Source organism: Variovorax sp. YR750 (assembly GCF_900109805.1).
Taxonomy (GTDB): domain Bacteria; phylum Pseudomonadota; class Gammaproteobacteria; order Burkholderiales; family Burkholderiaceae_C; genus Variovorax; species Variovorax gossypii.
On sequence record NZ_FOBJ01000001.1, the window covers coordinates 258,351 to 283,732 of the forward strand.

Consider the following 25,382-nt stretch of genomic DNA (forward strand, 5'->3'; position numbering starts at 1 on the left):
AAGGAACGCCGGCCCTAGAGGCACAGCACGGCGATCAGCGCACCGGCCAACCGCAGGAAGGCCGACAGGTCGAACGCGAACACCGCCCCGGCCGCGACCTGCGCGGGTAAGCCGACCAGCAATGCCCCGAACAGGGCCACGCCGATGGCGCTGCCGACCTGGCGCGCCGCGCCGAAGATCGCCGACGCCGTGGCCGACAGCGACGAGGCCACGCTGCCGATCACCAGCGACGTGAGGGCCGGCGTGCCGATACCCGCGCCGATGGCCAGCAGAAGCAGGCTCGGCAGGATGCGCAGGTACGGCGTGGCGGCGTCCACGCCGTGCAGCAGCGCGAACGCCAGCGCGGAGAGCAGGAAACCCGCGATCACCGGCGTGCGCTGCGAGAAGCGCCTGGCCAGTCGTCCGCTCGCGAGGTTCGCCAGCATGATCACGGTGAAGGGCAGCAAGGCAAGGCCGGTCTGCGTGGGCGTGTAGCCCTTCGAATGCTGGAAGTACAGGCTCAGCACGAAGATCGACCCGTAGAAGGTGATGTTCATCAGCACGCCGAGCACGATGGCGGCGGAGAACGCCCTGCTGCGGAAGATGCCGAGCGGGATCATCGGCGCCGGCACGCGCGACTCGTTGCGCACGAAGGCGGCAACGGCCAGCGCGGCGACGGCGAAGCCCGCGAGCACCGTCCAGTCGGTCCAGCCGAGCACGCCGCCCTCGATGACCGCATGGGTGAGGAAGAACAGCGCGACGATGGCCAGCAGCTGCCCGCCCACGTCCAGCCGGCCGGCCGCCGCGCGAACCGTCTCGGCGACGTAGCGGCGCACCGCCCACAGGCCCAGGGCGCAGATCGGCAGGTTCACGAAGAAGATCGAGCGCCAGCCCAGGCCGGTCGTCAGCGCGCCGCCGAGCACGGGCCCCGCGGCACTCACCACGCCGCCGATGGCGCTCCACCACCCGATGGCGCGCGTGCGTGCCACCGCGTCGCCCGCGCAGGCATGCGACAGCAGCGACAGCGAGGTCGGCAGGATCAGCGCCGCGCCGACACCCTGCGCCGCGCGCGCCGCGATCAGCACGCCGATGGAAGGCGCGACCGCGCAGCCCAGCGAGGCCAGCCCGAACAGCACCAGCCCGACGCTGAAGACGCGCCGGCTGCCGAAGCGGTCAGCGAAGGAGCCTGCCGTGAGCAGCAGCGCCGCGAAGGCCAGCGTGTAGGCGTCGACGATCCACTGCAGGCCGGTCACGCCGGCACCGAGGTCCTTGCCGATCTGCGGCATCGCCACGTTGACGATGGTCACGTCGAGCTGCACCACCACGAAGCCGAAGCTGGTCGCAGCCAGGGTCCAGCCGATGCCGATGGCGCGCCGCCCGGCGGGTGCGAGTTCGGCCAGTGAAGTGCTGCCTGCGGCGCTCATTCCGATGCCCTCAGTTCGCGTGCGCTCCTGCGGCGCTCGCTGAGCGCCTCCAGGCGCGGCACCAGGCTCTGGATGACGCGCGGCAGCAGGTAGATCGGCAGCTGCGCGCAGGCGAAGAACAGCGCGATGGCGGGCGTCGCCGCGGCGCCGAGCGCGGCCCACAGCAGCCCGACGTTGCGGTTGCCCATGAGCAGCGCGACATTCAGGCGGGTGCGCACGCTGCCCGGCGTGAGCAGGTAGGCGATGCATTGCACGCCGACGTTGGCGGCGAACGCCAGCGCGATGGCCGCGATCACGAGTGCCGGCTGGTCCACGATGGCCTGTTGCAGGCCGGCCATCGTGCCGACGGCGAAGACCAGCAGCGCGACCACCACGACGCCGTCGATCGCGCCCGCATGGGCCGCGAGGCGCTCCTTCGCGAACCGGCGCACGAGGATCGCCGCGCCCTCGGCCGTGCCGACCAGCAGGACCAGCCGCAACGCGAGGCTCGAAGGCTGGATGGCCACGCCCGGATCCCGCCCGAACCACTGCGCCAGCAGCGGCGCGGTGAGCGGCACCAGCGCCATCGCCGCCAGCGTGGCAACCAGCGCGACGGCCGCGTCCAGCCCCAGCATGCGGGCCACGGCCGAGGTGCCGCTGGCCGGCGGCGCGCAGAAGGCGAGCACCAGTGCCAGGGTCCATGCCGGCGGCAGGCCCAGCGCGTGGCCCGCCAGGCCCGCGACGACGGGGCACACGACGATCGCGCACAGCGGCAGCGCCAGCGAAACCGCCGGCCGCCGCGCGACCGCCAGCACGGTGGCCGGGTCGACGCGCAACAAGGTGCCGAGCACGAAGATGAATACGGTCACCGGCATCAGCGGGCGTGCCGCGTCCGCGAGCGCCGGCACGAGCAGGCCCAGGAAGACGCCGGCGGCCAGCACGCTCGGGCCGTTGCGGGTCAGGACGGCGAACGGCCCCGGCATCGGCTCAGGCCTGCTCGCTCAAGGCGGGTTGGCGCGCATCCGCGTTGCGCGAGCGTACCGGCTCGCTGGCGCGCGGCAGCAGGAAGGGATCGAACACCCGCTCCTGCCGCTTGCCGAAGGAGCGGAAGTTCCACAGGTTGGTCGTGACCATGATGCGCTGCACCCAGCGGTAGGCGCGGTCGTTGGCGTCGAAGCTGGGCACGAAGCTGTCGCGCGAGTGCAGCGCGAAGCGGTTGTTGACGAAGACCAGCCGGCCCGGCTTGATGTCGATGGCCTCGGAGACCGCCCTCACCTCGCGGTGGAAGTTCTCCAGCGCCGTCCTGGCGCGCTGGTTCACAGGCAGCACCATGTCGGGGTAGAAGGCCACGGTCACGCGCGGCAGCTCCAGCGGGCCCGACAGCACCGGGCTCAGGTCGGTGTTGTCGCGCGGCGTGGGCGTGGCGCCGCGCCAGCGGTACGGCACGCGGATGATGAAGTTGCGGCCGTAGAGCGCCTCCAGGTCCTCGTCGCTCAGGCGGGCCAGCGCGAGCCTCGCGTCGGCCACCCGCGTGAACGGCCCCCTGTCCTCGCCCTCGGGCGCGGCGCGCAGTCCGAGCAGCAGCAGCGCGAGCGGCGAGGTGTCGCCCTCGGGCATGAAGGCCTGGGCGGCGTTCTCGATGTGGAAGTCGAGTTCCACCTCGGAGCCCAGGCCGGTGTAGTCGTTGCGCGTGTGCTTGTGCGGCGTGAGGTTGTTGACCAGCTCCAGCCCTTCGTGCGAGATCGAGTACGGCTCGCCGATGGCAGCGCCGAGCGCCGCGAGCAGGTTCTCGCTGAGCACGCCGTCCTTGAACTGGCGCCCGGTCTCGCCGAACTGCGGGCTGCCCCTCACGCCGGAGTCGATCGGCAGGTTGTCGACCACCAGGTAGGCATAGGCGGCGCTGTTGGACGACTTGATGACTTCCAGCAGCCGCACCAGGCGTTCCGGAAAACCGGAATAGACGCGCCGGCGAAGCTCGCCGATGTAGGCCGAACTCCCTGCCGGGTCGTAGTCGAGGTCTCCGAGCACCTGACGGATCTGCTCGGCCTCGCTGGCGGTGATGCTCACTTCGGCTCTCGAACCTTGGTCTGACATGAAAACTCCTTGAGTGTGTCGACAGGCGCGCGGCAAGGCGCGTCACGATGGGACAGCGGTTGGGTCTGCTGACGCTGACGCGAGGCTATTGGCGATTTTTTATCTCAAAAACGAATCTATTTGATATTCCATATCCGATAATCAGATTTATTACTTTCCGCTGAATCTGGAGAAAAGAGGTCGCCCATGGACCGTGTATTGCTCGAAACCTTCAAGGCCGTGGTGGACGAAGGCGGTGCCCTGAAGGCGGCCAACGTGCTCGGCTGCGCCCAGTCCAACGTGACGACGCGGCTCAAGCAGATGGAACAGCGCCTGGGCGTGCCGCTGTTCAACCGCCAGGGCAAGCGGCTGCAGCTCAGCGAGGCCGGGGAGCGCTACCTGCCCTACGTGACGCGCATCCTCGATCTCATCGACGAAGCGGCGGCCAACGCGCGCGCCGAGGCCCCCGCGGTGCAGCGCCTGCGCGTGGGCACCATGGAAAGCACGGCCGCCATGCACCTGCCGCACGCACTGGCCGCCATGCGGCAGGCATTCCCCGAACTGGAGCTCCAGCTGGAGGTGGAAGCCGAGCCCGCGCTGTCGCAGATGCTGCTGCAGCACCGGCTGGACCTCGCGGTGACCGCACGCGTGAACGAACGCGCGGGCCTGATCTACGAGGCGGGCTTCGACGAGCCGCTCGTGGTGGTGGCGCAGGAAGACCCGGCGGAACTGCTGGCGCAGGCGCCCGTGTATGCACCGACGCTGATCGCCTTCCGCGAAGGCTGCCCCTATCGCACCATGGCGCAGCGCTGGCTCGAATCGCGGCGCATCGCCTGCGCCCGGGTGCTGTCGTTCAGCACCTATGGAGCGGTGCTGGGCTGCGCGGCGGCGGGCATGGGCATTGCGGTGGTGCCGCGCAGGCTGGTGGAGAACCAGGCGCAGTCCTACCAGTTGCAGGCCTACCGCCCGCGCGACCTGGCGCCGGCCACGAGCTACTTCGTGTACCGCGAGGAATGGCAGCCCGGCGTCGAAGCCCGGGCGCTGATGCAGGAGCTGCGCCGCTCGGCACGCGAGCCGGTCGCGCCGCTCTGAGGCGCGACAGTCCTGTTGCCTCCTGGCAAGCCGGGGACATCGGCGGGCCTCAGGCCGCGAGCCGCTGCCTCGCGCCGGCCTGCCAGATCGCGCTGGCGTAGAGCGATTCGTCGAAGTCCGGCGGCACCTCCGCGCGCGTGCGTTCCTCGTGCAGGGCGAAGTCGGCCAGCAGCAGGTCTTCGCTGATGCGACGCACCACCGTGGGCACATAGCCGCGGATGCTCGGCACGTCGCCCAGCGGCAGGCCGGTGCTGGCGAAGCCGCCCGGGTTGTAGATGTGGATGTCGCGCAGCCAGGGCGCGGTGCCGGGCGTCTTCTCCAGGAGTTCGAGTCCCGCGCCCAGGTACGGTGCAGCGCCGAGTTCGTCGTCGCGTTCGTGCGCGGGCGGCTCGAAGCGGTCGCGCCAGCGCAGCACCTGGCCGGCGATGCCGGCCAGTTCGGGCCGCTGCGAGAGCTCGTGCGTGTAGCCCGTGCCGGCGATGGCGAAGTCGAAGCGGAAGCTCTCGTCGTCCACCGAAGCGACCACCTTGCCGTCGCGCACTTCCGCGCCCTGCCAGGGCGAGGACAGGTGCAGGTGGAAGTGCGGGAACTTCAGCACGCGCTGCACCGAATCCGGCGGTGGCGTGGTGCCCAGGCGGCGATAGCGCGCCGCATGGTGCCAGCGCGTGGCATCGGGCAGCGCGAGGTAGTTGTCGTAGAGGCCCGGATAGCCGCGCACGCGTGCCACAGGCGTGGCCGCCAGCCGGTCGCGGCGCGCGAACAGGTGCACCGCCGCCGCGCCGCTTTCGAGGGCGACCGCTGCCACGTCGAAGGCCGATGCGGCGGCACCGATCACGGCCACCGTCTTGCCGGCGAGCGCCCCGAAGTCGATCGCATGGCCTGTGTGGGCCGCGAGGCCCTGGCTCACGGCCGATGCCAGCAGGTCGGGAATGAAAGGCGCGCCGCTGCCGGCCACGCCGTTCGCGAAGATCAGCTTGCGCGCGGTCTCGATGCGCGGCTCGCCGTTCACTTCGAGATGCAGCCGGAAATGCGGCACCGCCCCACCCTCCACCGGCTCGAAGCGGACCAGCCGCGTCCCGTAGCGCACCGCGGTGCCCGTGATGCCCCGGAACCAGTCCAGGTACTCGGCCCAGGCCGTGCGCGGAATGCGGTCGATGGCGGCATACGCCTCCTGGCCGTGCCGCGCTTCATACCAGGCCTGGAAGCCCAGCGCCGTGACCGGCCCCTCGGGACCGACAAGGTTCTTCAGCGTGCGCAGCTTGTGCATGCGCGCCCGCGTGAGCCACACGCCGGCCTGCGAGGTTCCGGCAGCAGCATCGATGACGCTCACGCCGCCGATGCCCGCGCGCTGCATCGCGAAGGCGAAGGCGCTGCCGGTCTGGCCACCGCCGACGACGAGCACGTTGTGGTCGATGCCCGCATGGGCCGGCACCCAGTTGGCTGGCGCGGGGCCGAGCAGGCGCAGCGCTTCCTGCGCGGCGTGGTCAGGGTTCGCGGCGTTCGCGAGGGAGGATGAAGAGCTCATGTGCGGTGCTTTTCGTTGTGAAGCTGTTGCATGAATTCACGATGCACCCGCGCGCAAAAAAACGGGCCCCGAAGGGCCCGTTGAACGTCGCTTCGGGTACGACGAGGAGACACTCACCTCGAAGGCAAGACACCCCATTCTTCAGGCGTGGCCACGAAAAGCGAAGCACGGAATCCGCATACGCTGATCCGTTTTTGTTCTTTGGGCTGCGAGCCTATGCCGCTGCGGCAGAGGCGCCGGCCACCGGCGCACGACGTCGCCAGGCATCGATGCTCCAGGGGCCCGCGCCGGCTGCGGCGATGAACAGGAGGACGAACGAGAACAGCACCGCGGCCTCGCCCTGGTTGAGCGAAGGGGCCAGCACGAAGCCCCTGGATGCATGACCGATGAAGTACGCGAAGGCCGCCAGCCCCGACAGCACGAAGGCGACCGGCCTCGTGAACAGCCCGATCAGCAGCAGGATGCCGCCGAAGAACTCCAGCACGCCCGCCGCCCCCAGCAGCGAGACGAGCTGCAGGTTGTCGAAGAAGGCCACGTGCGGAAAGCCGAACAGCTTTGCCGAGCCGTGCAGGATCAGCAGATAGGCCGAGACGATGCGCAGCACCGAGAGAGCGGGCGGAACCAGGCGGTCTGTGTTGGGAATGGTCATGGCGGTGAAAGCGATGGAAGGTTGAAGGAAAGAAAGGAAAAAGAAGAACAGGAACGCGCTGAAATTCTGTGATGGCGCCACTTGCATCCAAAGCTCGAAATTCGCACTTCGACCCTCGCTTTCTTTCTTCAGACCTCCTTCACGCCTCCCTGCCCTCGCCGCGAACGGAACCCGCAGACGCCCGAGTTGCGGTCCAGCCCACACGGCGAACAGCGCGGCGGCCCACTCACGGGCCTGTCACCAACGAAGCGTTTCGATAAGGCCATAACCAAGGCATCTGAGTGCGCCTGGCGATGTCGGCATAGACCGACAGCGCAGCGCGCCGTCTGTCCTCAATGCATTCGGCGCGCGCGATCTAGGCTCTGCCCCATACGAAGAAACCGCGTTGCACGTTCGCTGTACGCACACGTGCCGCGCCGCAGGAAAGCAGCCCAGTGACGACCACCTCCACCAACCCTGCAATCCCCGCCGGCGTGCCCGGCACCGAGACCGAGACGCAGCCCCGGCAGCCGCACAGCTGGCAGTTCATCCGCGCGGGCGGCGTGGACCAGGTGGTGTTCCGCAGCGGAGAAGACATCGCCCGCATCGCCGAACTCGACCAGAAGCTCTGGGTCGCGCTCGCCTGCCCCACGCGCGGCATCGACTTCGACCCGCGCACGCTCGACCTGATCGACTCCGACGGCGACGGCCGCGTGCGCCCGCCGGAGGTCATCGCGACCTGCCAGTGGGCCTGCGAGCGGCTGCGCAGCGCCGACGTGCTGCTCGCGGGCGGCGGCGCGCTGTCTCTCGACGACCTCGACAACACAGGCTCTCCGGGCTCGGACCTTGCCAGGGAGGGCCGGCGCATCCTCGACCTGCTCGGCAAGAAGGATGCGAACACGCTGACGCTCGCCGACATTTCCGATCGCGGCGAGTGGCTGGCATCGATGCGCTTCAACGGCGACGGAGTGGTCACGCCCGAAACGGCCGGCGACGACGGGCTGCGCGCGACCATCGAGGAAGCGATGCGCACCCACGGCAGCACGCCCGACCGCCACGAGAGCAGGCCCGGCCTCGATCGCGCGCGTGCCGAGGCCTTCATGGCCGAAGCGAAGGCGGTCCACGATTGGTACGCCAAGGGCGACGAGGAAGCGCGGCTTCCCCTGGGCGAGCGCACCCTGGCCGCGACCGAGTCCATGCGGGCAGTCGCGGCCAAGGTCGACGACTTCTTCGCGCGCTGCCGCGTGGCCGCTTACGACGTGCAGGCGGTGGCGGCGCTCAACCCGTCAGCCGATGCCTACGACGCGCTATCGAGCCATACGCTCGACGTGGGCGCGCCACCGATCGCCGAGCTGCCGCTGGCACCCGTCACGCCCAACCGTTCGCTGCCGCTGCAAGGCACCAGCCTGAACCCTGCCTGGACCGATGCGATGGCCGTGTTCGCGCGCGATGCGGTGGCCCCGCTGCTGGGCGAACGCGATGCGCTCGAGGAAGAGCAATGGCAGGCGCTGCGCCGCCGGCTCGCACCCTGCGAAGCCTGGATAGAGGCGCGCCCGGCCAATGCACTGGCCGGCCTTTCGCGCGATCGCGTCACCGCGCTGCTTGCGACACGCAACGCACTGTTCGCGCTCATCGCCGAAGACGAGGCGGCCGAGCACCACAACCGGCTGCTGGTCGACCTCGAGAAGCTCCTGCGCCTGCAGCGCGACCTGCGGGTGCTGCTCCACAACTTCGTGTCCTTCAAGGCGTTCTACCAGCGCGAGGGCGCCATCTTCCAGGCCGGTACGCTCTACCTCGACGGGCGCAGCTGCGAGCTCACGGTGCAGGTGCAGGACACGGCCCGGCACGCTGCGCTGGCAGGGCTGGCCAAGACCTGCCTTGCGTACTGCGACTGCACGCGCCAGGGGCAGAAGATGAGCATCGTGGCCGCCTTCACGGCGGGCGACGTCGACTTTCTCTTCGCCGGGCGCAACGGCGTGTTCTACGACCGCCAGGGCCGCGACTGGGATGCCACCATCACCAAGCTCATCGAGAACCCCACCAGCGTCGCGCAGGCCTTCTTCGCGCCGTACAAGAAGTTCGTTCGCCTGGTCGAGGAACAGGTGGCCAAGCGCGCGGCGGCGAGCGAGGCCGGTTCGCACAGCGCGCTGCAGTCGCTGGCGGGCCGGGTCGCGACGGCTGATCAGGCAGCGGCCCCGGATGCATCGAAACCGCCGGCGCGGCCCGGCGTGACGCCGACCGCAAGCCGCATCGACGTCGGCACCGTGGCCGCCATCGGCGTGGCGCTGGGCAGCATCAGCGCGGTGCTGGTCGGCATCTTCGGCAAGTTCATCGACCTGGGGCAGTGGATACCGGTGGCGCTCGCCGGCATCGTGATCGCGATCTCAGGGCCGAGCATGCTGATCGCCTGGCTGAAGCTGCGCCAGCGAAGCCTGGGGCCGATCCTCGATGCCAGCGGATGGGCCATCAACGGGCGCATGAAGGTGAACGTGCGGCTCGGCGGGCTGCTGTCGCAGACCGCGCGCGTGCCGCCGGGCGCGAAGCGCATCGCCGCCGATCCTTACCGCGAGCGGCACGGCCTTGCGGGCGTGCTGGCCGCGGTCTGCATCGTCGGAATGGGCGTGGTGCTGGCGTGGCGCATGGACTGGCTCGACGACCGGCTGCCGCCGCGGCTGCAGCACGGAACGACCATTTCGGGGCAGTAGCCGGAGGCGAACGCGTGATCGGGAAGACCGCAGCCCTAGTCCTCGTCGCGCACCCGGTACTGGTCCGTCAGCGTCTGCTGGACGCTCGGCGGCACGGCCTCGTAGTGCGACAGCGCGATGGTGTAACGCCCCTGGCCGCTGGTCATGGCATTGAGCCGCGACTGGTAGTTGGCCAGCTCGGCCATCGGCACCTGCCCGCCGACGGCCACGGTGCCGGCGCCCAGGGTGGATGTTCCGGTCACCAGCCCGCGCCGCGACGACAGGTCGCTGGTGACGTCGCCCACGGCATGCTCGGGCACGTCGATCTCGATCTGCACGATCGGCTCCAGCACGACGGGCCGGGCCTCGCGGATCGCAGCCATGAAGGCCTTGCGGCCGGCGGTCGCGAAGGCGATGTCCTTGCTGTCGACGCTGTGGTGCTTGCCGTCGTGCACGACGACGCGGACATCGACCACGGGGTAGCCGGCGATCGCGCCGCACACCAGCACTTCGCGCACGCCCTTCTCGACCGCGGGAATGAACTGGTTCGGTATCGCGCCACCCCTGACTTCGTCGTCGAACTGGAAGCCCGCGCCGCGCGCCAGCGGCTCGATGCGCAGGAAGACCTCGCCGAACTGGCCCGCGCCGCCTGTCTGCTTCTTGTGGCGGTGGTGGCCCTGCGCGGGCGCGGTCACGGTCTCGCGGTAGGCGATGCGCGGCGGGCGCGTCTGGACCTCGAAGCGGTACACCTCGCGCAGGCGCTCGAGCACGATGCGCAGGTGAAGCTCGCCCAGCCCGTAGAGCACCGTCTCGTTGGTCGCGACCACGTGCTCGATGCGCAGGCACGGGTCTTCGGCCGCGAGCTTGCCGAGGATCTCCCAGGCGCGCTGCTCGTCGCCGCGGCGCTTGGGCTCCACGGCCAGGCCGTGCACCGGCACCGGGAACGCCAGCGGCGCGAGATGGACGTGGCTGTCTTCCGCGGCGTCGTGCAGCACGGCGTCGAAATGGACCTCCTCGACCTTGGCCACCGCGACGATGTCGCCGGGCACGGCGCGCGATACCTCCACGTGGTCCTTGCCCTGGAGCATGAACAGGTGCCCCACCTTGAAGGGCTTGCGGCCGTCGCCGATGTAGAGCTGGCTGTCGCGCGTGACCGTGCCCTGGTGCACGCGGAAGATGCCCATCTTGCCGACATAGGGGTCGATCGTGACCTTGAACACGTGCGCCAGCACGTGCAGCGCCGGGTCGGGCCTGGCCTGCATGGGCTTTGCCTCCGCGCCCTCGCCGACGAGGAAGTCCGGCGGGTTGGCCTCGGTCGGATCGGGCAGGAGCTTGACGATCACGTCCAGCAGCTCGGCGACGCCGGCGCCGCTGCGCGACGAGACGAAGCACACCGGGATCAGGTGGCCTTCGCGCAGCGCCTGCTCGAGCGGCGCATGCAGCTCGGACGGACTCACGTCGCCCTCCTCGAGGTAGCGGTCGACGAACGCCGCGTCGACCTCGACCACCTGCTCCACCAGCGCGCGGTGCGCCGCTTCGACGGGACCGAAGTCGGACTGCCCGAAGCGGTTGAAGAAGCAGTCCACCACCTGCCTGCCCACGCCGTCGGGCAGGTTCAGCGGCAGGCATTCGCGGCCGAACGCCGCCTGAATGTCGGCCAGCAGGCCCGCCAGCGAGACGCCCTGCGAGTCGATCTTGTTGACGATGATCAGGCGGGCGAGGTGGCGCGAGGCCGCGTACTCCATCATGCGCACCGTCATCGGCTCGATGCCGGTGGCGGCATTGATGACCACCGCCGCCGTCTCGACCGCCTCCAGCGCCGGCAGGCTCTGGCCGAGGAAGTCGGCGCCCCCGGGCGTGTCGATGAAGTGGATGCGGGTACCGGCATGGGTGAGGTGCATCACCGATGCGTTGAGCGAGTGCTGCATGCGGCGCTCGAGCGGGTCGTGGTCGCTGACGGTGCTGCCCCGCTCGACGCTCCCGCAGGCCCCTATGGCACCCGCCTTGTGCAGCAGGGCCTCGGCAAGAGAGGTCTTGCCGGAGGCAGCGGCGCCGACGAGCGCCAGCGTTCGCACTGCTTCCATTTCGGCCGCGAGGCCGTTCGATCGGCTTGGCATGGCTGGACTCCTTGGCGTCCGGAAGGCCGGCCCGGCGGTCCCGGCTGCTGTGCGTGGACGCCGGGCCAGCGTACGGGATTGAAGGGGCTGTTGCAAGCAGGCCACGGCGCGCGCCCTTGCCTTTCGGGCCGACATAAGGCGTTCGGCCGACGGATCGCGCGCCGCCTAGGGCTTAAACAGTAGTCCAAAGCTTTCACATGAACGCCGTTGCGCAGGACAATAGTGTGCAAACCGTCCGTTGGCGGCATGCGCCGCGGACCCCTTTTCAAACGTACCTTATGGAATAGCGCTCGCTTTCATGGAACGCCGGCTGGATTGGGCCCTCGCTGCTTGTGCCCGCATTCTTCGCCCGGTGGTAAGGCTTGCCCTCGCGATGGGGGTCAAGCATCCCCACCTGGAGGAGTTGCTGCGCGACCTGCTGATCGAGGAGGCGCAGCGCAGCTGGCGTGCCCAGGGCGTGCCCAGGCCCAACCTGAGCCAGCTTTCCATCACGACCGGCCTGAACCGCAAGGCGGTGACCGCCAAGGTACGGGCCACTTCCGACCCCCTGCCCCACACCGAGCTGTCGGCTGCAGCCAAGACCTTCACGTTGTGGTTGCAGATGCTTACGCAGAATGACTCCTTCCGGCGCCTGCCCATCACGGCAGGCAGCACCACGCCCTCCTTCGAGGCCGTGGCACGCATGAGCAGCCGCGGCGACGTGCATCACCGCACCATCCTCGACGAGCTGGTGCGCCTGAACATGGTGAGCGAGGAAGAAGGCGTGGTCGAACTCACGACCGACGGCTTCGTGCCAGTGGAAGACCTCCAGTCGATGCTCGCCTTCCTGGGCGACAACGGCCGCGACCATCTGCTGGCGGCCGTCTCCAACACACTGGGCGACGAGCCCAGGATGCTCGAGCGCGCGGTGTACGCGCGCGGGCTCACGCTGCAGGAATGCGAGCAGATACAGCGGCTGGTCAGGGAGCGGTGGGCCGCCCTGCACCATGAGCTGGCGCAGGAAATGACACAGGCGGTCGACCGCGCCCCCTCCGGCTCGACGGGGCGCATCAGGGTCGGCATCTACACCTACTACCAGGACGAGAACGTCGAGAACGTGCCGGCGCCACCTCCCAGACCACCTGACTGAAAGCGAGCCACGCCATGAACAAGATCAAGACACCCTGGCGGCGTTTCATGCTCGGCCTCCTGTCCGCAGGCTTCATCGCGCTGCTGCTGTCGTGCGGCGGTGGCGGAGGCGACGGCAGCAGCGCCGGCGGCCTGTCGGCTGGTCTTGGCGTTGCAACGGGGGATGCGGCGGTGGCAGGCACTGGAGGAGATGCCGCTGCGGGAACAGGAACGGGCTCCGACGGGGCGGGCACTGGCGGCAACGGTGGCAGCGGCGGAACCGGTAGCGCGGGCGGCGGAACGAGCACCGCCGGCAACAGCGGCACCGACGGCTCCGGCGTGGGCTCGGGCGGAACCGGCGTGACTGCCGACGCCGCCGGCATCGGCGCGGCGGACGGCCTGGGCAGCATCATCCTCAACGGGCTGCGCTACGACACCGACAGCGCCACCTTCACCATCGAGGACGCCAGCGAACTGCAGATCGGCATGAGCGCGCGCGTCGCCGGCAAGGTCGACGCCAACTTCACCAGCGGGGTCGCCACGCAGGTCCAGTCGGCCGCCGAACTGCGGGGCGAGGCCTCGGGCATCGACACCTCGGCCGGCAGCTTCGTCGTGATGGGTACCGTCGTCAGCATCGACTCGGCCACCGTCTGGGGCGATGCGGACGGGCTGGCGGACGTGCGCGCGGGAAGCATCGTCCAGGTGTGGGGCCTGCCCAGCGCACCGGGCGCGCTGCGCGCCACGCGCATCCAGGTCGCTCCCACGCTGAACGCGCCCCTGGTCACGGGGACGGTGCAGAACCTCGACACGCTGCACAAGACCTTCACGCTCGGCCAGCTGACGATCGACTACGCAACGACGGCCTTCTCGGGCATGAACGCCTCGTCGCTCGCCAACGGCGTCATCGTGCGCGTCCGGGGTACCGCCGCGCCTGCCGCCGGCGTGCTCATCGCGACGACCGTGCAGGGCTGGTACGCGATTCCGGTGAGCGACGGCATCGCCGTCCAGCTGGCGGGTGTCATCACCGACTTCGTCTCGCGCGGCTCGTTCAAGGTGCTGGGCACGCCTGTCGACGCGACCAACGGGCAGATCACCGGCGGGCCCGCGAACTCGCTCGGCAACGGCGTGAAGGTCGAGGTGGACGGCTTCATGTCGGGCGGCGTGCTGGTGGTGAAGAAGCTGCGCATTCGCAATGTGCCGGGCACTGGCGGGCCGGCGTCGTTCACGCTGATCGGAGCGATCGGGGCATACCACTCCGCCGCCGACTTCAGGGTGCGCGGCCAGCCGGTTGACGCCAGTGGCAGCGGCGTCCTCTTCGAGAATGGCACCGTCTCCGACCTGGCCAATGGCCGGCGCGTGACCGTTGTGGGAGACCGCGTGGTCGACGGCGTACTGATCGCTCAGCGGGTGACGTTCACGCCCTGACCTGGCGCGTCACAGGGGGCGCCCGCATTGCTTGGGCGCCCTGTTCTGCTCGCTCTATCCACCCGGAAATTTCGTTCGCGGAGCATGTCCTCTCGACAAGGGCATGCGGTTGATGTACAACGAAATCACTAAAGTGAAAAATTCACATTTCAACCGCAAATGGCTCCCGAACCTCGTGGCGAACAGGATCCGTACCGCTGCGGCTTTCAGCCCGCAGTGTCGTCACACGCCTTGAAGCGGCGTCCAGGAGGTGATGCGAACCGGGGGCCCCGGCGGCATTTTCAGCTGGTCTCTCCTCCCCCACGGCTCGACGTGCACATACGGTGCAGATAGGAGCATGTATGCCGCTCAACCTCCTCCTTCAGCTTCTTCATGAGAAGTTTCCGGTCACGCTGACTTCCGACCCGGACATCAGGAATGCCTCGGTCCTGCTGGCGACCGGGCTCGTCGAAGCCGAATTCCATCTCGATCACTTCGGTTACCAGCAGTACGAGAGCGCCGTGGTGTTCGCCATCACCGATGAAGGGCACGCGGAGATCGCCAGCCTGAAAAGCGGCCGCTGCGCCGCCTCTTCCGACGAGCAGGAGTGGCCGGTCATGCCACTCGACTACCTGCGCAAGATCGGCAATTCGGTCTTCCCGCTTCGCATCGACGACCCGGCCGGGATCAATTCCGTGGCCGTCCTGAACGCCGCCGGCATGGTCGAAGCCACGCTTCCCCCGACCTGCCGGGCCCGCCAGAGCCAGCAGAAGTTCAGGCAGGCGGTCGTCCTGCGAGTTACACCTCTGGGCCGCACGGCGCTGGTCGGGCGGCGGGGTGTAACTCCGGTAGCTCAATAACGGCCTTGTTGCATCGCACTGATCGGGTACCCGCAAATCTCGTACTTCTCCCCGACTGAAGGACGGCCGCTCCTCTACAGAAGCGCTCGGAACCAGGGGGAAATCCAAATATGTTACTTGATGCAACAAACGTCACAAGATGGGCAGATGCGGTCACCCCCATTGTTTTCGACTACCAAAGTAGTAATGTGAAACCTTCACATACGTTGCTTTCAGGTGCGAAGAAAGTATTCCAAAATGACACCGTCGAGCCGCCCCTCCCACCTCCGCCTGGTCGGCCTGGCGTGACACGCCTCATGCCAAGGAATCCTCCCCATGCTGGCCCGCTCCACTGCCCCCGACGTCGACGCGAGTGTCGGCGCGGATGCGCTCATGGTGGCTCGCATGCGGCTGGTGCTGTCGGTTTCGGCACTGCTGGCCGTTGTCGTTGACGCCGGGGAGTACCGCCAGCAGATCCAGAGCGCCGTCTGGCTGGCCTTTTCAGGGTACGTCCTGCACAGCCTGCTGGTCTATGCGTGCACGCGCATGGGTCGCCCGTACTTCCGGGGCAAGGTCATCCACTGGTCCGACGTGCTGTGGTTCACGCTGATCATCTTCGTGACCGACGGCGTACAGAGCCTCTTCTTCCTCTTCTACTTCTTCGCGATCCTCACCTCCTCGTTCCGCTGGGGTTTCGAGGAAGGCGCCCGGGTCACGGTCGCCTCGGTCGCCTCGTTCGCCGCCTGCGGCCTTGCCACGAGCACCGGTGACGAAGCACCGCAACTGCTGATGCGCAGCACCTTCCTGCTGGCGCTGGGGCACATGATCGTGCACTGGGGCGGCTCGAAGCTCAGCCTGCAACGGCGCCTTGCCCTGCTGGGCGACGTCAGCCAGCTGTCGAACCCGCGCTTCGGCGCCGGCCGCACCATCGCCCGCACGATGGAGAAGACACTGGCCTTCTTCAGGGCGAGCCACTGCATCCTGCTCACGCGAGACACCTCCACCGGCAACTGGACCCTGCGCACGCTGCGCAAGGACGACACCTGCGAGCACGTCAGCGTGGAGACGATCGGCCGCATCGCCGAGTCCCCGCTGATGACGCTGCCGGCTGACTGCACCGTGCTCAGCAACCACCTGCCCTGGCCCCTGAGCCAGCTCTACGCACAGAGCCATGTCTTCGAAGCCGGCGCGGACGGCTGGCGTCCGGAGGACGAGGACGGCGCCCAGCGTTGCGAGGCCATATCCGAGATGCTCGAAGCCCGCGCCTTCATCAGCGCTCCGCTGCCGATGCGGCTGGGAGAGGGCCGGGTCTTCGTGTCGTCGCGCGACGGACTCTTCAACAAGTCCGACGCCCTGTTCCTCTCGCACCTCATGGAGCAGATCTTCCCGACGATCGAGACCATCGAGGTGCTCGACCGGATGGCCTCCGAGGCCGCTTCGGCCGAACGCCTGAAGTTCGCGCTCGACCTGCACGACACGGCGGTGCAGCCGTACATCGGCCTGCGCATGGGCCTGTGCGCGCTGCGCAGGAAGGCAGCCGCCGACAACCCTCTGAGCGAAGACCTCGACAAGCTCGCGAGCGTGGCCGAGGGCGTCATCGCCGACCTGCGCCGCTATGCCGGCGAGGTCCGGCAAGGCGCGAACAACTCCTGCGGCCTGGTGCTGCCCCAGTTGCACCGCCAGGCTGCGCGGATCAAGGGGCTCTACGGCATCGACATCGCCGTGGCCGTCGACGGCCCGCTCCAGCTGGACGACCGGGTGAGCGCGGAAGTCCTGCAGATGGTCGGCGAAGGCCTCAACAACATCTGCAAGCACACCCAGGCACGCCACGGCAGCGTCCACATCGCCTGCAGGAACGGGCGGCTGCAGCTGAGCATCGAGAACGAGGCCTGCGAGGAGAGCTTCACGCAGTTCCGCCCCCATTCCATCACCGAACGTGCCACGGCCCTCGGCGGGCGCGCGCAGGTCCGCCAGTGCGAAAGCGGTGGCACCGCGGTGCTGGTCGAGATTCCCATCTGAGAAAAAACAGCATCCCCGTGCAGCAAGCACTGCATTGACGAAAAGACAAGTCAAGGAGCCCACCATGCAACCAGTTGCTCATCCCATCGGCGTCCTGCTCGTGGACGACCACCAGACCATGCTGTGGGGCCTGTCCAGGCTGATCGATGGCGAGCATCCGCGCATGAAGGTGGTGGGCACGGCCCGTTGCTGCGAGGACGCGGTGGCGACGTCGGAAAGCCTCGCGCCCGACGTCATCGTGCTCGACCTGGACCTGGACGGCCATTGCGCCCTCGACATCCTGCCGAAGCTCGTGTCGAACGAGGTGTCCCGCGTCGTGGTGCTCACCGCGGAGCGCGAACAGCGCACGCTCGACCTCGCGGTGCTGCACGGCGCGCGCGGCGTGATGCGCAAGGACGCCCCGGCCCAGCAGGTGATCGACTCCATCGAGCGCGTCTACAACGGCGAGCTCTGCGTCGACGCCCAGTCCATCGGCCGCGTCTTCTACGAGCTCACGGCGGTGAAGAAGCCGCAGAAGGCCGATCCCGAAGCCTCCAGGCGAGCGAGCCTGACGCAGAAGGAACGCGAGATCATCAACACCGTCGTCGCCGGCAGCGGCGCCTCCAACAAGGCACTGGCCGCGAAGCTCTTCGTCACCGAGCACACGCTGCGCAACCACCTCACCTCGATCTACCAGAAGCTCGGTGTTTCGAACCGTCTCGAGCTGTACATCTACGCAGTGAAGCATCAGCTCGACGCCGTGCAGCATTGAAACGGAAACGCCGCGCCGGATGCCGGCGCGGCGTGATGAATCCGGAAAGCGCCCCGAAAGGCGCTCAGTTCCTGCTCAAGTCCCGCTCAGCATCGGCATGATCATCCGCACCACGCGGATCGCCGCCGGCGTGAGGATGACCAGCGAGATGCACGGGAAGATGCACAGCACCAGCGGCACCAGCATCTTGGTCGGCACCTTGGCGGCCAGTTCCTCGGCGCGCACATGGCGCTTGTGGCGCAGGTCGTCGGAGAAAACCCGCAGCGACTCGCCGATGCTCGTGCCGAAGCGGTCCGCCTGGGTCAGCATGGTCGCGAAGGTTCCGATCTCCTCCACGCCCGTGCGCAGTGCCAGGTTGCGCAGCGACTTCTCGCGCGTGCCGCCGGCGCGCATCTCCAGGTTGGTCCAGTGCAGTTCCTGCGCCAGCGCCCTGCTCTTCACCTGGATTTCGTCCGTGACCTTGACCAGCCCGGCATCCAGGCCGAGCCCGGCCTCGACGCACACCAGCATCAGGTCAGCGGCATCGGGAAAGTTCTCGAAGATCTCACGCCGGCGCGCGCGGATGAGCAGGCGCAGCACCAGGTTGGGCAGGTAGCAGCCGGCGAGCGCCGCCAGCGCGAGCAGCAGCATCAGCACCGTGCCGTCATCCGCCGTTCCGGTTGCCCGCAGCCCGACGAAGGCGAGCGCGGCAAAGCCCAGCGGCAGCAGCGTCTTCATGCCGAAGTAGACGAGATAGGCGTCCGGATAGCGGATGCCCGCATTCAGGAATCGCACGCGCAGCGGCGACAGCTCCGCGTCGTTGGTGGGCGAGGACAGCTGCGCGAAGGGACCGACGAGCTTGACGGCGGTCTCGGTCCAGGCCGACTTGCCCGCCGGCCCCGCCATCGCCTGCAGGCGCTGCTCGGTACGCGTGGGAGACAGCCACACCGCCAGGCCGATGATCGCCAGCGACACGGTCAGGAATACGAGGATGGGAAACAGCATGGTCATGGCTTTCTCCTTCAGACGCGGATCTTCACGATCTTGCGCAGCAGCACGATGCCGATGAGCATCACCACCAGCATGTACTTGAGCACCGTCTGGCCGATCGGGTCAGTCCACAGCGGTGCCATGAATTCGGGATTGAAGATGTTCACGAGCGCCGCGAGGGCGAACGGCATCAGGCTCAGGATCCAGGCCGACAGCCGCCCCTCGGACGACAGCACCCTCACCCGCGCGAGCAGCTTGAGCCTGTCGCGGATCAGCCGGCTGAGGTTGGTCAGCACCTCCGTCAGGTTGCCGCCCGAATCGCGCTGGATCAGCACCGACACCACGAAGTAGCGCAGGTCGGTGAGCGGCACGCGCTCGCTGAGATTGGTCAGGGCCTGCTGCAGCGAGACACCGAAGTTCACCTCGTCGGCGACCATGCGGAACTCGCTGGCGATCGGCTCGGCCATTTCCTCGCCGATCATCTGCACGCCGCTGGCGAACGAATGCCCCGCGCGCAGGGCCCGCGTCACCAGGTCCAGCGCCTCGGGAAGCTGCTTCTCCATGCGAGTCAGCCGCCGGCTGCGCTGGCGCTGCAGGTAGATCGCCGGAAGCACCGCCGCGCAGCCGCCGGCCACGAGCGCGAACAGCAGCGACTCGCGCACGACCAGCATCAGCACGAAGAACACGAACACGCCCAGCACGCAGGAAACCAGCAGGAAGCTGGAAACCGTCCAGTCCAGGCCCGCCTGCAGGATGAAGCGATCCAGCCGGTGCGCCCGCGGCAGCGTCAGCAGCATGCGCTGCATCCACGGCACCTCGCTGAGCATGCGTTCCTTGACCAGGTGAGCCTGCGGCGTGTGGTCGGTCGCTGCCGAGAACGCCTGCAGCCGCTTTTCGATCTTGCGCGCCTCGGGCCCCTTGTAGGACCGCCACAGCATGTAGAAGCCCTCGAGCATGAGCAGCACGGTCACGAACACCAGCACGGTGACGGTGATGAGGGTATTGCCCCCCAGGTTGTTGAGCATGGCGGCCTCCTGTTGGCTCTATGGTTGTTCCTGGTTATTCGTAGTGCTTGTCGGGGTCGAAGATCGTGTCGGGCAGATCCACGCCGTAGGCATGCAGCCGCTCCGCGAACTTCGGCCTGACACCCGTCGCATGGAAATACCCACGCACCTGGCCGTCGGGCCCCATGCCGGTCTGGCGGAAGCTGAAGATTTCCTGCATGGTGACCACCTCGCCTTCCATGCCGGTGATCTCCTGGATGCTGGTGACCTTGCGCCGCCCGTCCACCAGCCGCAGCACCTGTACGACCACGGTGATGGCCGATGCGATCTGCTGGCGCACCGTGCGGTGCGGCAGGTTCAGGTTGGCCATGCCGATCATGTTCTCCAGCCGTGCCAGCGCGTCGCGCGGCGTATTGGCGTGAATGGTGGTGAGCGAGCCCTCGTGGCCGGTGTTCATGGCCTGAAGCATGTCGACCGCCTCGGCCCCGCGCACTTCGCCGATCACGATGCGGTCGGGCCGCATGCGTAGCGCGTTGCGCACCAGCGCGCGCTGCGTGATCTCGCCCTTGCCCTCGATGTTCATCGGCCGCGTCTCCATGCGCGCCACGTGCGGCTGCTGGAGCTGGAGCTCGGCCGCGTCCTCGATGGTGATGATGCGTTCGGTCGGCGGAATGAAGCCCGAGAGGATGTTCAGCAGCGTGGTCTTGCCGGCGCCCGTGCCGCCGGAAATGAGCATGTTGACCTTCGCCTGGGACAGGCCCTCGAGCATCTGCGCCATCTGCGGCGTCAGCGTCTTGAGCTCGTTCACGAGGTTCTCCATGCGCAGCGGGATCTTCGCGAAACGCCGGATCGACATCATCGGCCCGTCCAGCGCCACCGGCGCGATGACCGCGTTGACGCGCGATCCGTCTGGCAGCCGAGCGTCGACCATCGGGCTCGACTCGTCGATGCGACGCCCCACCAGCGAGACGATCTTGTCGATGATGCGCAGCAGGTGCTTCTCGTCGGTGAAGCTGACGTTGGTCAGCTCCAGCCGCCCCCGGCGCTCCACGTAGATCTTTTCGTGCGAGTTGACCAGGATGTCCGAGACCGACGGGTCAGCCATCAGCAGCTCGATCGGCCCGAAGCCGAGCATCTCGTGCTGGATGTCGCGGATGAGCGTGCGCCGCTCGATGTCGTTGAGCGCCTCGGGCTCCTCCTGCAACAGCCTCGTGGTCATGGTGGAGATTTCCTGGCGCAGCACGTCGGGTTTCAGCGTCTCGAGCGCCGCGAGGTCGAAGCGCTCGAGCAGCTTCAGGTGCATGCGCTCCTTCAGCAACTTGTAGGTATCCGAGGCGAAGGGCGACACGGGCTGCTCTACGGCCGGCCCTCCCGGGCGCGTGTCGATGTCGGCTTCGATGGCATTGAGCTGTTCTCTGAATGACATGGGGAACCTGCCTTGCTGTTGAATGGGGTGATCGATGCCTGCTTACGCGCGGCGGAACAGCCGCCCGATGAAGCCGGGTGCCGCCTCCTGGCGCGGGCTGAGCGCGTGGGCGATGTCGGCGAGCTTCCTGGCGAGCGCACTGCCGCGCGACATTTCCGCCAGCGGCACACCGCGGTTGATGGAAGCATCCACGTCCTTGCCGCCGTCGGGCACGATCGTGAGCGACGCGCCCACCAGCGAGCGGCGCATGTCCGAAAGGCCGATCTCGCCGCCGCCGGCGCTGCGGTTCACCAGCAGCTCGACCTTGGCGGGCGGATAGCCCAGCGACTTGAACACCTGCATCAGCCGCGTCACGTTGCGGATGTGGGGCAGGCTAGGCTGCAGCACGGGGAAGATGCGATCGGCGCGGTCCAGCACGCGGATCGAGAGCGTGTCGATGCGCGGGCCGAGGTCGAATATCACGAAGTCGTACACGCCCAGCGCAACCTGCAGGATCGCGTCGATGTGCTCGGCCTTCACGTCCATCGCGCGGGAAAGATCCTCCGGCGCCGGAAGAATGCTGAAGCCCGGCGACACCGCCACCACGCTCGCCGCGAGCAGCGAGGCGTCGAGGCGGCCGATGTCGCGGGCAACGTCCGCCATCGTGGAGCTCGGCCGCAGGTCGCTCACGTACGACAGCGCGTCGCCGAACTGCAGGTTCAGGTCGATCAGCAGCACCGAGCGCTCCCTGGAGAGCTGGTAGGCGATGTTTGTCGCGAGAAAGGTCGAGCCGCTGCCGCCCTTGCACGGCATGAAGGCCACCACTTGCCCGGGGGCGCGCGCCTGGGCCCCGGCCATCTTGAGCGCGATGCGCTCGACGGCGGCTTCCAGCGCCGTGGTGTCCGCGGGCGACGGCAGTACCTCGCGAACTCCCGCGCGCATTGCGTGGATCAGGAATTCCGGCGTCTGCATCGCGCAGAGAAGCACCACCGCGATCGCCGGGTGCCGCAGCGTGAGCTTCTCGATCAGCGCCAGCTCCTGGAGGTCGCAGCACATGCCGTCGACCAGCACGAGGTCGGGCGAGGCTTTCTCGACGGCCCACTGCATCCGGCTCTTGCCGCCCTCGAAGAGCGACACGGTGTGCGAGCGCGCCTCCAGCACCTTGCGCATGTCCTGCAGGTGGTTGGGGTTGGGAGAGATGATGGCGATCTTCATGGTGTGTCCGTTGCGTTGATGGCTAGGAGCAGATGGCCGCGCTGTTCGGGTCCTTGCGCATGACCTCGCGTGGCAGGTAGGTGGAGAAGCCCGGCATCGGGATCAGCGGAGCGGTCGCGCTCGCGATCGGCGAGATCCACTGGTAGTTGAGCCCGGTGATGCTGACGGTGACGCCCTGGCAGGTGGCGGCGGTGCAACCCGAGGGCGCCCAGGCCACCGACACGGTGCTGATCTGCGGCAGCAGCGCCTTCATGCGCGCGAGCACGAGCGCCTGCTGGGCGGTGTCGTCGCACACCACCGCGTACCGGGCTCCGGCGCGCGTCGCCTCCTGGGCCGCATTCCACGTGAACAGCATGCGGGCGAAGTCCACGATGCCCAGCAGGAACATGAGGAAGATGATCAGGCCGAGCGCAAACTCGACCGTGGTCGCGCCGGTGGTGCGGTTTCTTCTCATGATGGCGCCCTCATGCTGGCGGTGATGTCGCTGAAGACGATGTTGCCGCTGGAGTTGGCGAAGACCACGCCGATCACCGAGGGAAACAGCGAATGGAAGGTGTAGCCGGTGACGCGCACCGTCACCGTGGTGATGATCGGATTCGCGCCGGCCGACTGCCAGGTGCAGCAGCTTCCGGCCGGCACGTTCGACAGGCTCAGCCCGCGCGCCACCGGCGATCCGGTGCCGGCCGTGTTGCCGTACACGATCAGATTGCGCGCCTCGGTGACGTGCGTGCCCTGCGTCTGAACAGACAGGTAGCGCACCGCGTCGCGCGTCGACTTGACCACCGCGTTGTACTCGTACAGCGCGCGGCCGAATTCCGTGGTGATGAAGGTCAGCAACAGCAGCAGCGGAATGATCAGCGCCAGTTCGACCAGCGCCACGCCCTGCTGTACACGATGAGATGGCTTCATGGCGTGCCTCCTGTTCCTATCTCACCAGGACCGGAACCAGCGGGCCGGCCGATCCTCCCGCGAGCCCGCTGGTGGTGCAGGGGCTGCCGGCGGCACCGGCGTTGCCGAGAAACTCGAGCTGCACGTCGGTCATCGGAATGCTCAGCGGCTGCAGCATCAGCATGCAGAGGTAGTCGATCACGTGGTTGCCGCCGTCGATGACCGGCACTGTCACGAAGCGGCGGTCGAGGCCGTACTGCATGTGGCCCCCGGCGACATTGCCCGGGGCGGTCAGCTTCTGGAAACTGTTGAGCGAGAGCCCGGTGATCGATTCGCAGCTGTTCGCGCCATTCACCTTGGTGCCGGTGTCGGCGCACGACGCGAAGGAGGCCCGCTTGGTCACGAAGTTCTGTGCGCTGGCGGGTGCTCCGGCGCCTGGCGTGCCGTTGTAGGCATTGAACTGCGCAGGCCAGTTGAGCGAGGTGTAGGCGTAGCCGGTGTAGTCGGGCCGCGCCACGCTCGGATCGCTGCTGTTCTTGTAGATGCCGAAGCGCTGGTTCCAGACATCGGCCACCGAGGTCTGCACGCCAGGAGTGCCGATGGTGTCGCCTACCCTCGCGCCACAGCGGCCGTTGAGTTCGGCTTCGGTTTCCGAGGCGCTGTTGCTGCCGTCGAGGTTGGCCCAGCCGATCTGGCCGCCCACAGCTGCGTTCTGCGCCATGATGAGCCTTACCCACTCGCCGGTCACGAAACCGTAGTTCGGCGCGGTACCGCCCGCCTTGGGCTTCGCCGCGACCGGAATGGGGCATGCGGTCTGCGCGCTGGCGCGGGTGGCGACCGCGCTCGCGGTGACGCTGCGCGTGGCGGGGTTGCCGGCGGTATCGCCCGAGAAGGCGCCCATCGCCTTCATGAGCCAGATGTTGATGTTGGGCTGCGTATGCACGCACTGGGCATAGCGCGCCAGGGCGGGCGTCGTGGTGACGGCGTACGAGGCGTCGCGGAAGGTGATGTCGGTCGCGACGATCTGGCCCTGTCCGCTCCAGGTGCTCGACTGCATGTTCACGCGGTTCGCATTGCCTGCGGTCTGGCCCGCGCTCGTTGCACGGGTGATCGCCGTGCCCTGCCCGTCGAGCTCACGCGCGGCGGACAGGGCGCAGCTGTCGACAGCTGTCTGCAGCTCGGTCTTGACCACGAACAGGTGCCCGAAGTCCAGGGCGATGCCCATGAACCCCATCAGGAACAAAAGGATCAGCGCGGCTGTGACGATCATCGCGCCGCGCTGGCGGCGGGGAGAACGGCGTACATGCATGATCGGCTCCTGTGCAACAGAGGTGGTCCGGCAGACGCGGGCTCAGGTGCAGCTCGTGCCACCGAGGCAGGTGGCGACGCGGGAGATGAACGAGCTGAAGCTGTTGCCCGTCGTGAGCACCTGCAGCGCGATCACCAGCGCGATGGAAACGACGGCGATGATCAGTGCGTACTCGACGACCTGGGCACCGCTTTCGTCTTTCAGAAATGACTTGAACATGGGTTGCTCCTTTTTTCCGTATGGCGAGGAATGCGAACGCGACGACTGGCGGGCAATGGGCCGGGCCCGAAAGCCCGGCCCACCCGGCCGGCCACTCACGTGCACGTCGTCGTGGTGAGGCAGTTGGTCACGCGGGTGATGAAGCTCGAGAAGCCGCCACCGTTGTTGGTGAGCGCCTTCAGCGCAACGACCAGGGCGATCGAGACGACCGCGATGATCAGCGCGTACTCGACGACCTGGGCGCCCTCTTCTTCGCGCAGGAAGCCTTGGGTCGATTGGCCGATGGCCTTGAGAAAGTTTTTCATGGTTCGTTCCTTTCAAGGTTTGAACGGTTGGAAATCAGGTTCGAGAAAACATGAGTGAGGGAAGAAAGTTCGTTTCGATTCGTGTCACTCTCCTTTCCGCGTGAGTCCCGAGGAAGCGGGCTTGGCTAATGCAATGTGTGGTGCGTGCATCACTTCGAGTTGCCGGCGCTCTGTCCGCCGATCTGTCCACCGATGTTGATGACGTTGACCGCCGGCGGCGGCGTCTTGTACGACTCCTGGTACTGGTGCATCGCCTCGCGTGAGGCGCGACCGTCCATGCCGGTGACGGGGTCGCCGTTCTTGCCGGCATTCGGATTGATCGTCATCTTCTTCCTGGCGTCGCGCACTGCGTCACCGAACCGCGCGTCATAGTTGGGCGTGACGGTCGAGCAGCTGGCGCCGAGAAGGCAGATGAGGGCGACGGTGGTCGATCTGATGATGAACATG

23 protein-coding genes are annotated in these 25,382 nt (G+C 67.8%); 7 read left to right on the forward strand and 16 right to left on the reverse strand.

All coding sequences use genetic code 11. The features are described from left to right. Positions 1-14: 14 nt before the first annotated feature. The 3 genes from BMY35_RS01125 to BMY35_RS01135 are packed head-to-tail and all read right to left on the reverse strand — an operon-like array spanning position 15 to position 3,476. Positions 15-1,403 (reverse strand): MFS transporter, encoded by a 1,389-nt coding sequence (locus BMY35_RS01125; RefSeq protein ID WP_093195155.1) that lies wholly within the window; start codon positions 1,401-1,403, stop codon positions 15-17. Beyond that, on the reverse strand, positions 1,400-2,365 hold the full coding sequence (locus BMY35_RS01130) for an AEC family transporter (RefSeq protein WP_093195156.1): 966 nt from the start codon (positions 2,363-2,365) through the stop codon (positions 1,400-1,402). The genes BMY35_RS01125 and BMY35_RS01130 overlap by 4 nt, the downstream gene beginning before the upstream one ends. A 4-nt stretch (positions 2,366-2,369) precedes the next feature. Beyond that, positions 2,370-3,476 (reverse strand): TauD/TfdA family dioxygenase, encoded by a 1,107-nt coding sequence (locus BMY35_RS01135; protein ID WP_093195157.1) that lies wholly within the window; start codon positions 3,474-3,476, stop codon positions 2,370-2,372. 186 nt (positions 3,477-3,662) lie between these two features. Here BMY35_RS01135 and BMY35_RS01140 point away from each other — a divergent pair, with 186 nt between their 5' ends. Then, a complete protein-coding gene (locus BMY35_RS01140; protein ID WP_093195158.1) occupies positions 3,663-4,547 on the forward strand; it encodes a LysR family transcriptional regulator in 885 nt (294 codons plus the stop codon). A 49-nt stretch (positions 4,548-4,596) separates the two neighbouring features. Here BMY35_RS01140 and BMY35_RS01145 read toward each other — a convergent pair whose 3' ends face one another. Beyond that, positions 4,597-6,072 (reverse strand): SidA/IucD/PvdA family monooxygenase, encoded by a 1,476-nt coding sequence (locus BMY35_RS01145; protein WP_093195159.1) that lies wholly within the window; start codon positions 6,070-6,072, stop codon positions 4,597-4,599. 214 nt (positions 6,073-6,286) lie between these two features. Continuing rightward, entirely contained in the window at positions 6,287-6,721 is a 435-nt protein-coding gene (locus BMY35_RS01150) for a DoxX family protein (RefSeq protein ID WP_093195588.1), read from the reverse strand. 434 nt (positions 6,722-7,155) lie between these two features. On the opposite strand from BMY35_RS01150, the gene BMY35_RS01155 reads away from it, so the two are divergent. Next, positions 7,156-9,405 (forward strand): hypothetical protein, encoded by a 2,250-nt coding sequence (locus tag BMY35_RS01155; protein WP_256227942.1) that lies wholly within the window; start codon positions 7,156-7,158, stop codon positions 9,403-9,405. Between the two features lie 35 nt (positions 9,406-9,440). On the opposite strand, the gene fusA is transcribed toward BMY35_RS01155, so the two are convergent. Then, complete coding sequence (gene fusA, locus BMY35_RS01160) at positions 9,441-11,501, reverse strand: elongation factor G (protein ID WP_093195160.1); 2,061 nt, start codon at positions 11,499-11,501, stop codon at positions 9,441-9,443. 298 nt (positions 11,502-11,799) lie between these two features. Here fusA and BMY35_RS01165 point away from each other — a divergent pair, with 298 nt between their 5' ends. The 5 genes from BMY35_RS01165 (at position 11,800) to BMY35_RS01185 (ending at position 17,621) form a co-directional block, all read left to right on the forward strand. Then, complete coding sequence (locus BMY35_RS01165; protein WP_093195161.1) at positions 11,800-12,630, forward strand: DUF6502 family protein; 831 nt, start codon at positions 11,800-11,802, stop codon at positions 12,628-12,630. Positions 12,631-12,644: 14 nt separating this feature from the next. Further along, positions 12,645-14,033, forward strand: coding sequence for a DUF5666 domain-containing protein (locus BMY35_RS01170; RefSeq protein WP_093195162.1), 1,389 nt, complete (start codon positions 12,645-12,647; stop codon positions 14,031-14,033). Positions 14,034-14,374: 341 nt separating this feature from the next. Then, positions 14,375-14,872 (forward strand): hypothetical protein, encoded by a 498-nt coding sequence (locus tag BMY35_RS01175; RefSeq protein WP_093195163.1) that lies wholly within the window; start codon positions 14,375-14,377, stop codon positions 14,870-14,872. Between the two features lie 315 nt (positions 14,873-15,187). Next, positions 15,188-16,870, forward strand: coding sequence for a sensor histidine kinase (locus tag BMY35_RS01180; protein ID WP_093195164.1), 1,683 nt, complete (start codon positions 15,188-15,190; stop codon positions 16,868-16,870). A gap of 64 nt (positions 16,871-16,934) precedes the next feature. Then, a complete protein-coding gene (locus BMY35_RS01185; protein WP_093195165.1) occupies positions 16,935-17,621 on the forward strand; it encodes a response regulator in 687 nt (228 codons plus the stop codon). 75 nt (positions 17,622-17,696) lie between these two features. Here BMY35_RS01185 and BMY35_RS01190 read toward each other — a convergent pair whose 3' ends face one another. From BMY35_RS01190 to BMY35_RS01235, 10 genes are all read right to left on the reverse strand, one after another. Continuing rightward, positions 17,697-18,611 (reverse strand): type II secretion system F family protein, encoded by a 915-nt coding sequence (locus BMY35_RS01190; RefSeq protein WP_093195166.1) that lies wholly within the window; start codon positions 18,609-18,611, stop codon positions 17,697-17,699. Positions 18,612-18,622: 11 nt separating this feature from the next. After that, the gene (locus tag BMY35_RS01195; protein ID WP_093195167.1) at positions 18,623-19,615 is read right to left on the reverse strand and encodes a type II secretion system F family protein; all 993 of its coding nucleotides are present in this window, start codon (positions 19,613-19,615) and stop codon (positions 18,623-18,625) included. Between the two features lie 34 nt (positions 19,616-19,649). Continuing rightward, positions 19,650-21,020 (reverse strand): TadA family conjugal transfer-associated ATPase, encoded by a 1,371-nt coding sequence (locus tag BMY35_RS01200; RefSeq protein ID WP_093195168.1) that lies wholly within the window; start codon positions 21,018-21,020, stop codon positions 19,650-19,652. A 42-nt stretch (positions 21,021-21,062) separates the two neighbouring features. Beyond that, entirely contained in the window at positions 21,063-22,214 is a 1,152-nt protein-coding gene (locus BMY35_RS01205) for a CpaE/TadZ family protein (protein ID WP_093195169.1), read from the reverse strand. Between the two features lie 22 nt (positions 22,215-22,236). Continuing rightward, the gene (locus BMY35_RS01210) at positions 22,237-22,668 is read right to left on the reverse strand and encodes a TadE/TadG family type IV pilus assembly protein (RefSeq protein ID WP_093195170.1); all 432 of its coding nucleotides are present in this window, start codon (positions 22,666-22,668) and stop codon (positions 22,237-22,239) included. Next, entirely contained in the window at positions 22,665-23,123 is a 459-nt protein-coding gene (locus BMY35_RS01215) for a TadE/TadG family type IV pilus assembly protein (protein WP_093195171.1), read from the reverse strand. The genes BMY35_RS01210 and BMY35_RS01215 overlap by 4 nt, the downstream gene beginning before the upstream one ends. Before the next feature lie 16 nt (positions 23,124-23,139). Continuing rightward, the gene (locus tag BMY35_RS01220; RefSeq protein ID WP_093195172.1) at positions 23,140-24,411 is read right to left on the reverse strand and encodes a pilus assembly protein TadG-related protein; all 1,272 of its coding nucleotides are present in this window, start codon (positions 24,409-24,411) and stop codon (positions 23,140-23,142) included. Between the two features lie 42 nt (positions 24,412-24,453). Continuing rightward, positions 24,454-24,630, reverse strand: coding sequence for a Flp family type IVb pilin (locus BMY35_RS01225; protein WP_093195173.1), 177 nt, complete (start codon positions 24,628-24,630; stop codon positions 24,454-24,456). A 95-nt stretch (positions 24,631-24,725) separates the two neighbouring features. Continuing rightward, positions 24,726-24,935 (reverse strand): Flp family type IVb pilin, encoded by a 210-nt coding sequence (locus BMY35_RS01230; RefSeq protein ID WP_093195174.1) that lies wholly within the window; start codon positions 24,933-24,935, stop codon positions 24,726-24,728. A gap of 149 nt (positions 24,936-25,084) precedes the next feature. Then, entirely contained in the window at positions 25,085-25,381 is a 297-nt protein-coding gene (locus tag BMY35_RS01235) for a hypothetical protein (RefSeq protein ID WP_093195175.1), read from the reverse strand. Between the last annotated feature and the right edge of the window lies 1 nt (position 25,382).

Coding starts and splice junctions, on each gene's coding strand:
- BMY35_RS01165 (WP_093195161.1), top strand. CDS start 11,800: ATGGAACGCCGGCTGGATTGGGCCCTCGCTGCTTGTGCCCGCATTCTT.
- fusA (WP_093195160.1), bottom strand. CDS start 11,501: ATGCCAAGCCGATCGAACGGCCTCGCGGCCGAAATGGAAGCAGTGCGA.
- BMY35_RS01185 (WP_093195165.1), top strand. CDS start 16,935: ATGCAACCAGTTGCTCATCCCATCGGCGTCCTGCTCGTGGACGACCAC.
- BMY35_RS01235 (WP_093195175.1), bottom strand. CDS start 25,381: ATGTTCATCATCAGATCGACCACCGTCGCCCTCATCTGCCTTCTCGGC.
- BMY35_RS01145 (WP_093195159.1), bottom strand. CDS start 6,072: ATGAGCTCTTCATCCTCCCTCGCGAACGCCGCGAACCCTGACCACGCC.
- BMY35_RS01195 (WP_093195167.1), bottom strand. CDS start 19,615: ATGCTCAACAACCTGGGGGGCAATACCCTCATCACCGTCACCGTGCTG.
- BMY35_RS01130 (WP_093195156.1), bottom strand. CDS start 2,365: ATGCCGGGGCCGTTCGCCGTCCTGACCCGCAACGGCCCGAGCGTGCTG.
- BMY35_RS01230 (WP_093195174.1), bottom strand. CDS start 24,935: ATGAAAAACTTTCTCAAGGCCATCGGCCAATCGACCCAAGGCTTCCTG.
- BMY35_RS01205 (WP_093195169.1), bottom strand. CDS start 22,214: ATGAAGATCGCCATCATCTCTCCCAACCCCAACCACCTGCAGGACATG.
- BMY35_RS01135 (WP_093195157.1), bottom strand. CDS start 3,476: ATGTCAGACCAAGGTTCGAGAGCCGAAGTGAGCATCACCGCCAGCGAG.
- BMY35_RS01180 (WP_093195164.1), top strand. CDS start 15,188: ATGCTGGCCCGCTCCACTGCCCCCGACGTCGACGCGAGTGTCGGCGCG.
- BMY35_RS01190 (WP_093195166.1), bottom strand. CDS start 18,611: ATGACCATGCTGTTTCCCATCCTCGTATTCCTGACCGTGTCGCTGGCG.
- BMY35_RS01225 (WP_093195173.1), bottom strand. CDS start 24,630: ATGTTCAAGTCATTTCTGAAAGACGAAAGCGGTGCCCAGGTCGTCGAG.
- BMY35_RS01200 (WP_093195168.1), bottom strand. CDS start 21,020: ATGTCATTCAGAGAACAGCTCAATGCCATCGAAGCCGACATCGACACG.
- BMY35_RS01170 (WP_093195162.1), top strand. CDS start 12,645: ATGAACAAGATCAAGACACCCTGGCGGCGTTTCATGCTCGGCCTCCTG.
- BMY35_RS01125 (WP_093195155.1), bottom strand. CDS start 1,403: ATGAGCGCCGCAGGCAGCACTTCACTGGCCGAACTCGCACCCGCCGGG.
- BMY35_RS01140 (WP_093195158.1), top strand. CDS start 3,663: ATGGACCGTGTATTGCTCGAAACCTTCAAGGCCGTGGTGGACGAAGGC.
- BMY35_RS01210 (WP_093195170.1), bottom strand. CDS start 22,668: ATGAGAAGAAACCGCACCACCGGCGCGACCACGGTCGAGTTTGCGCTC.
- BMY35_RS01175 (WP_093195163.1), top strand. CDS start 14,375: ATGCCGCTCAACCTCCTCCTTCAGCTTCTTCATGAGAAGTTTCCGGTC.
- BMY35_RS01220 (WP_093195172.1), bottom strand. CDS start 24,411: ATGCATGTACGCCGTTCTCCCCGCCGCCAGCGCGGCGCGATGATCGTC.
- BMY35_RS01215 (WP_093195171.1), bottom strand. CDS start 23,123: ATGAAGCCATCTCATCGTGTACAGCAGGGCGTGGCGCTGGTCGAACTG.
- BMY35_RS01150 (WP_093195588.1), bottom strand. CDS start 6,721: ATGACCATTCCCAACACAGACCGCCTGGTTCCGCCCGCTCTCTCGGTG.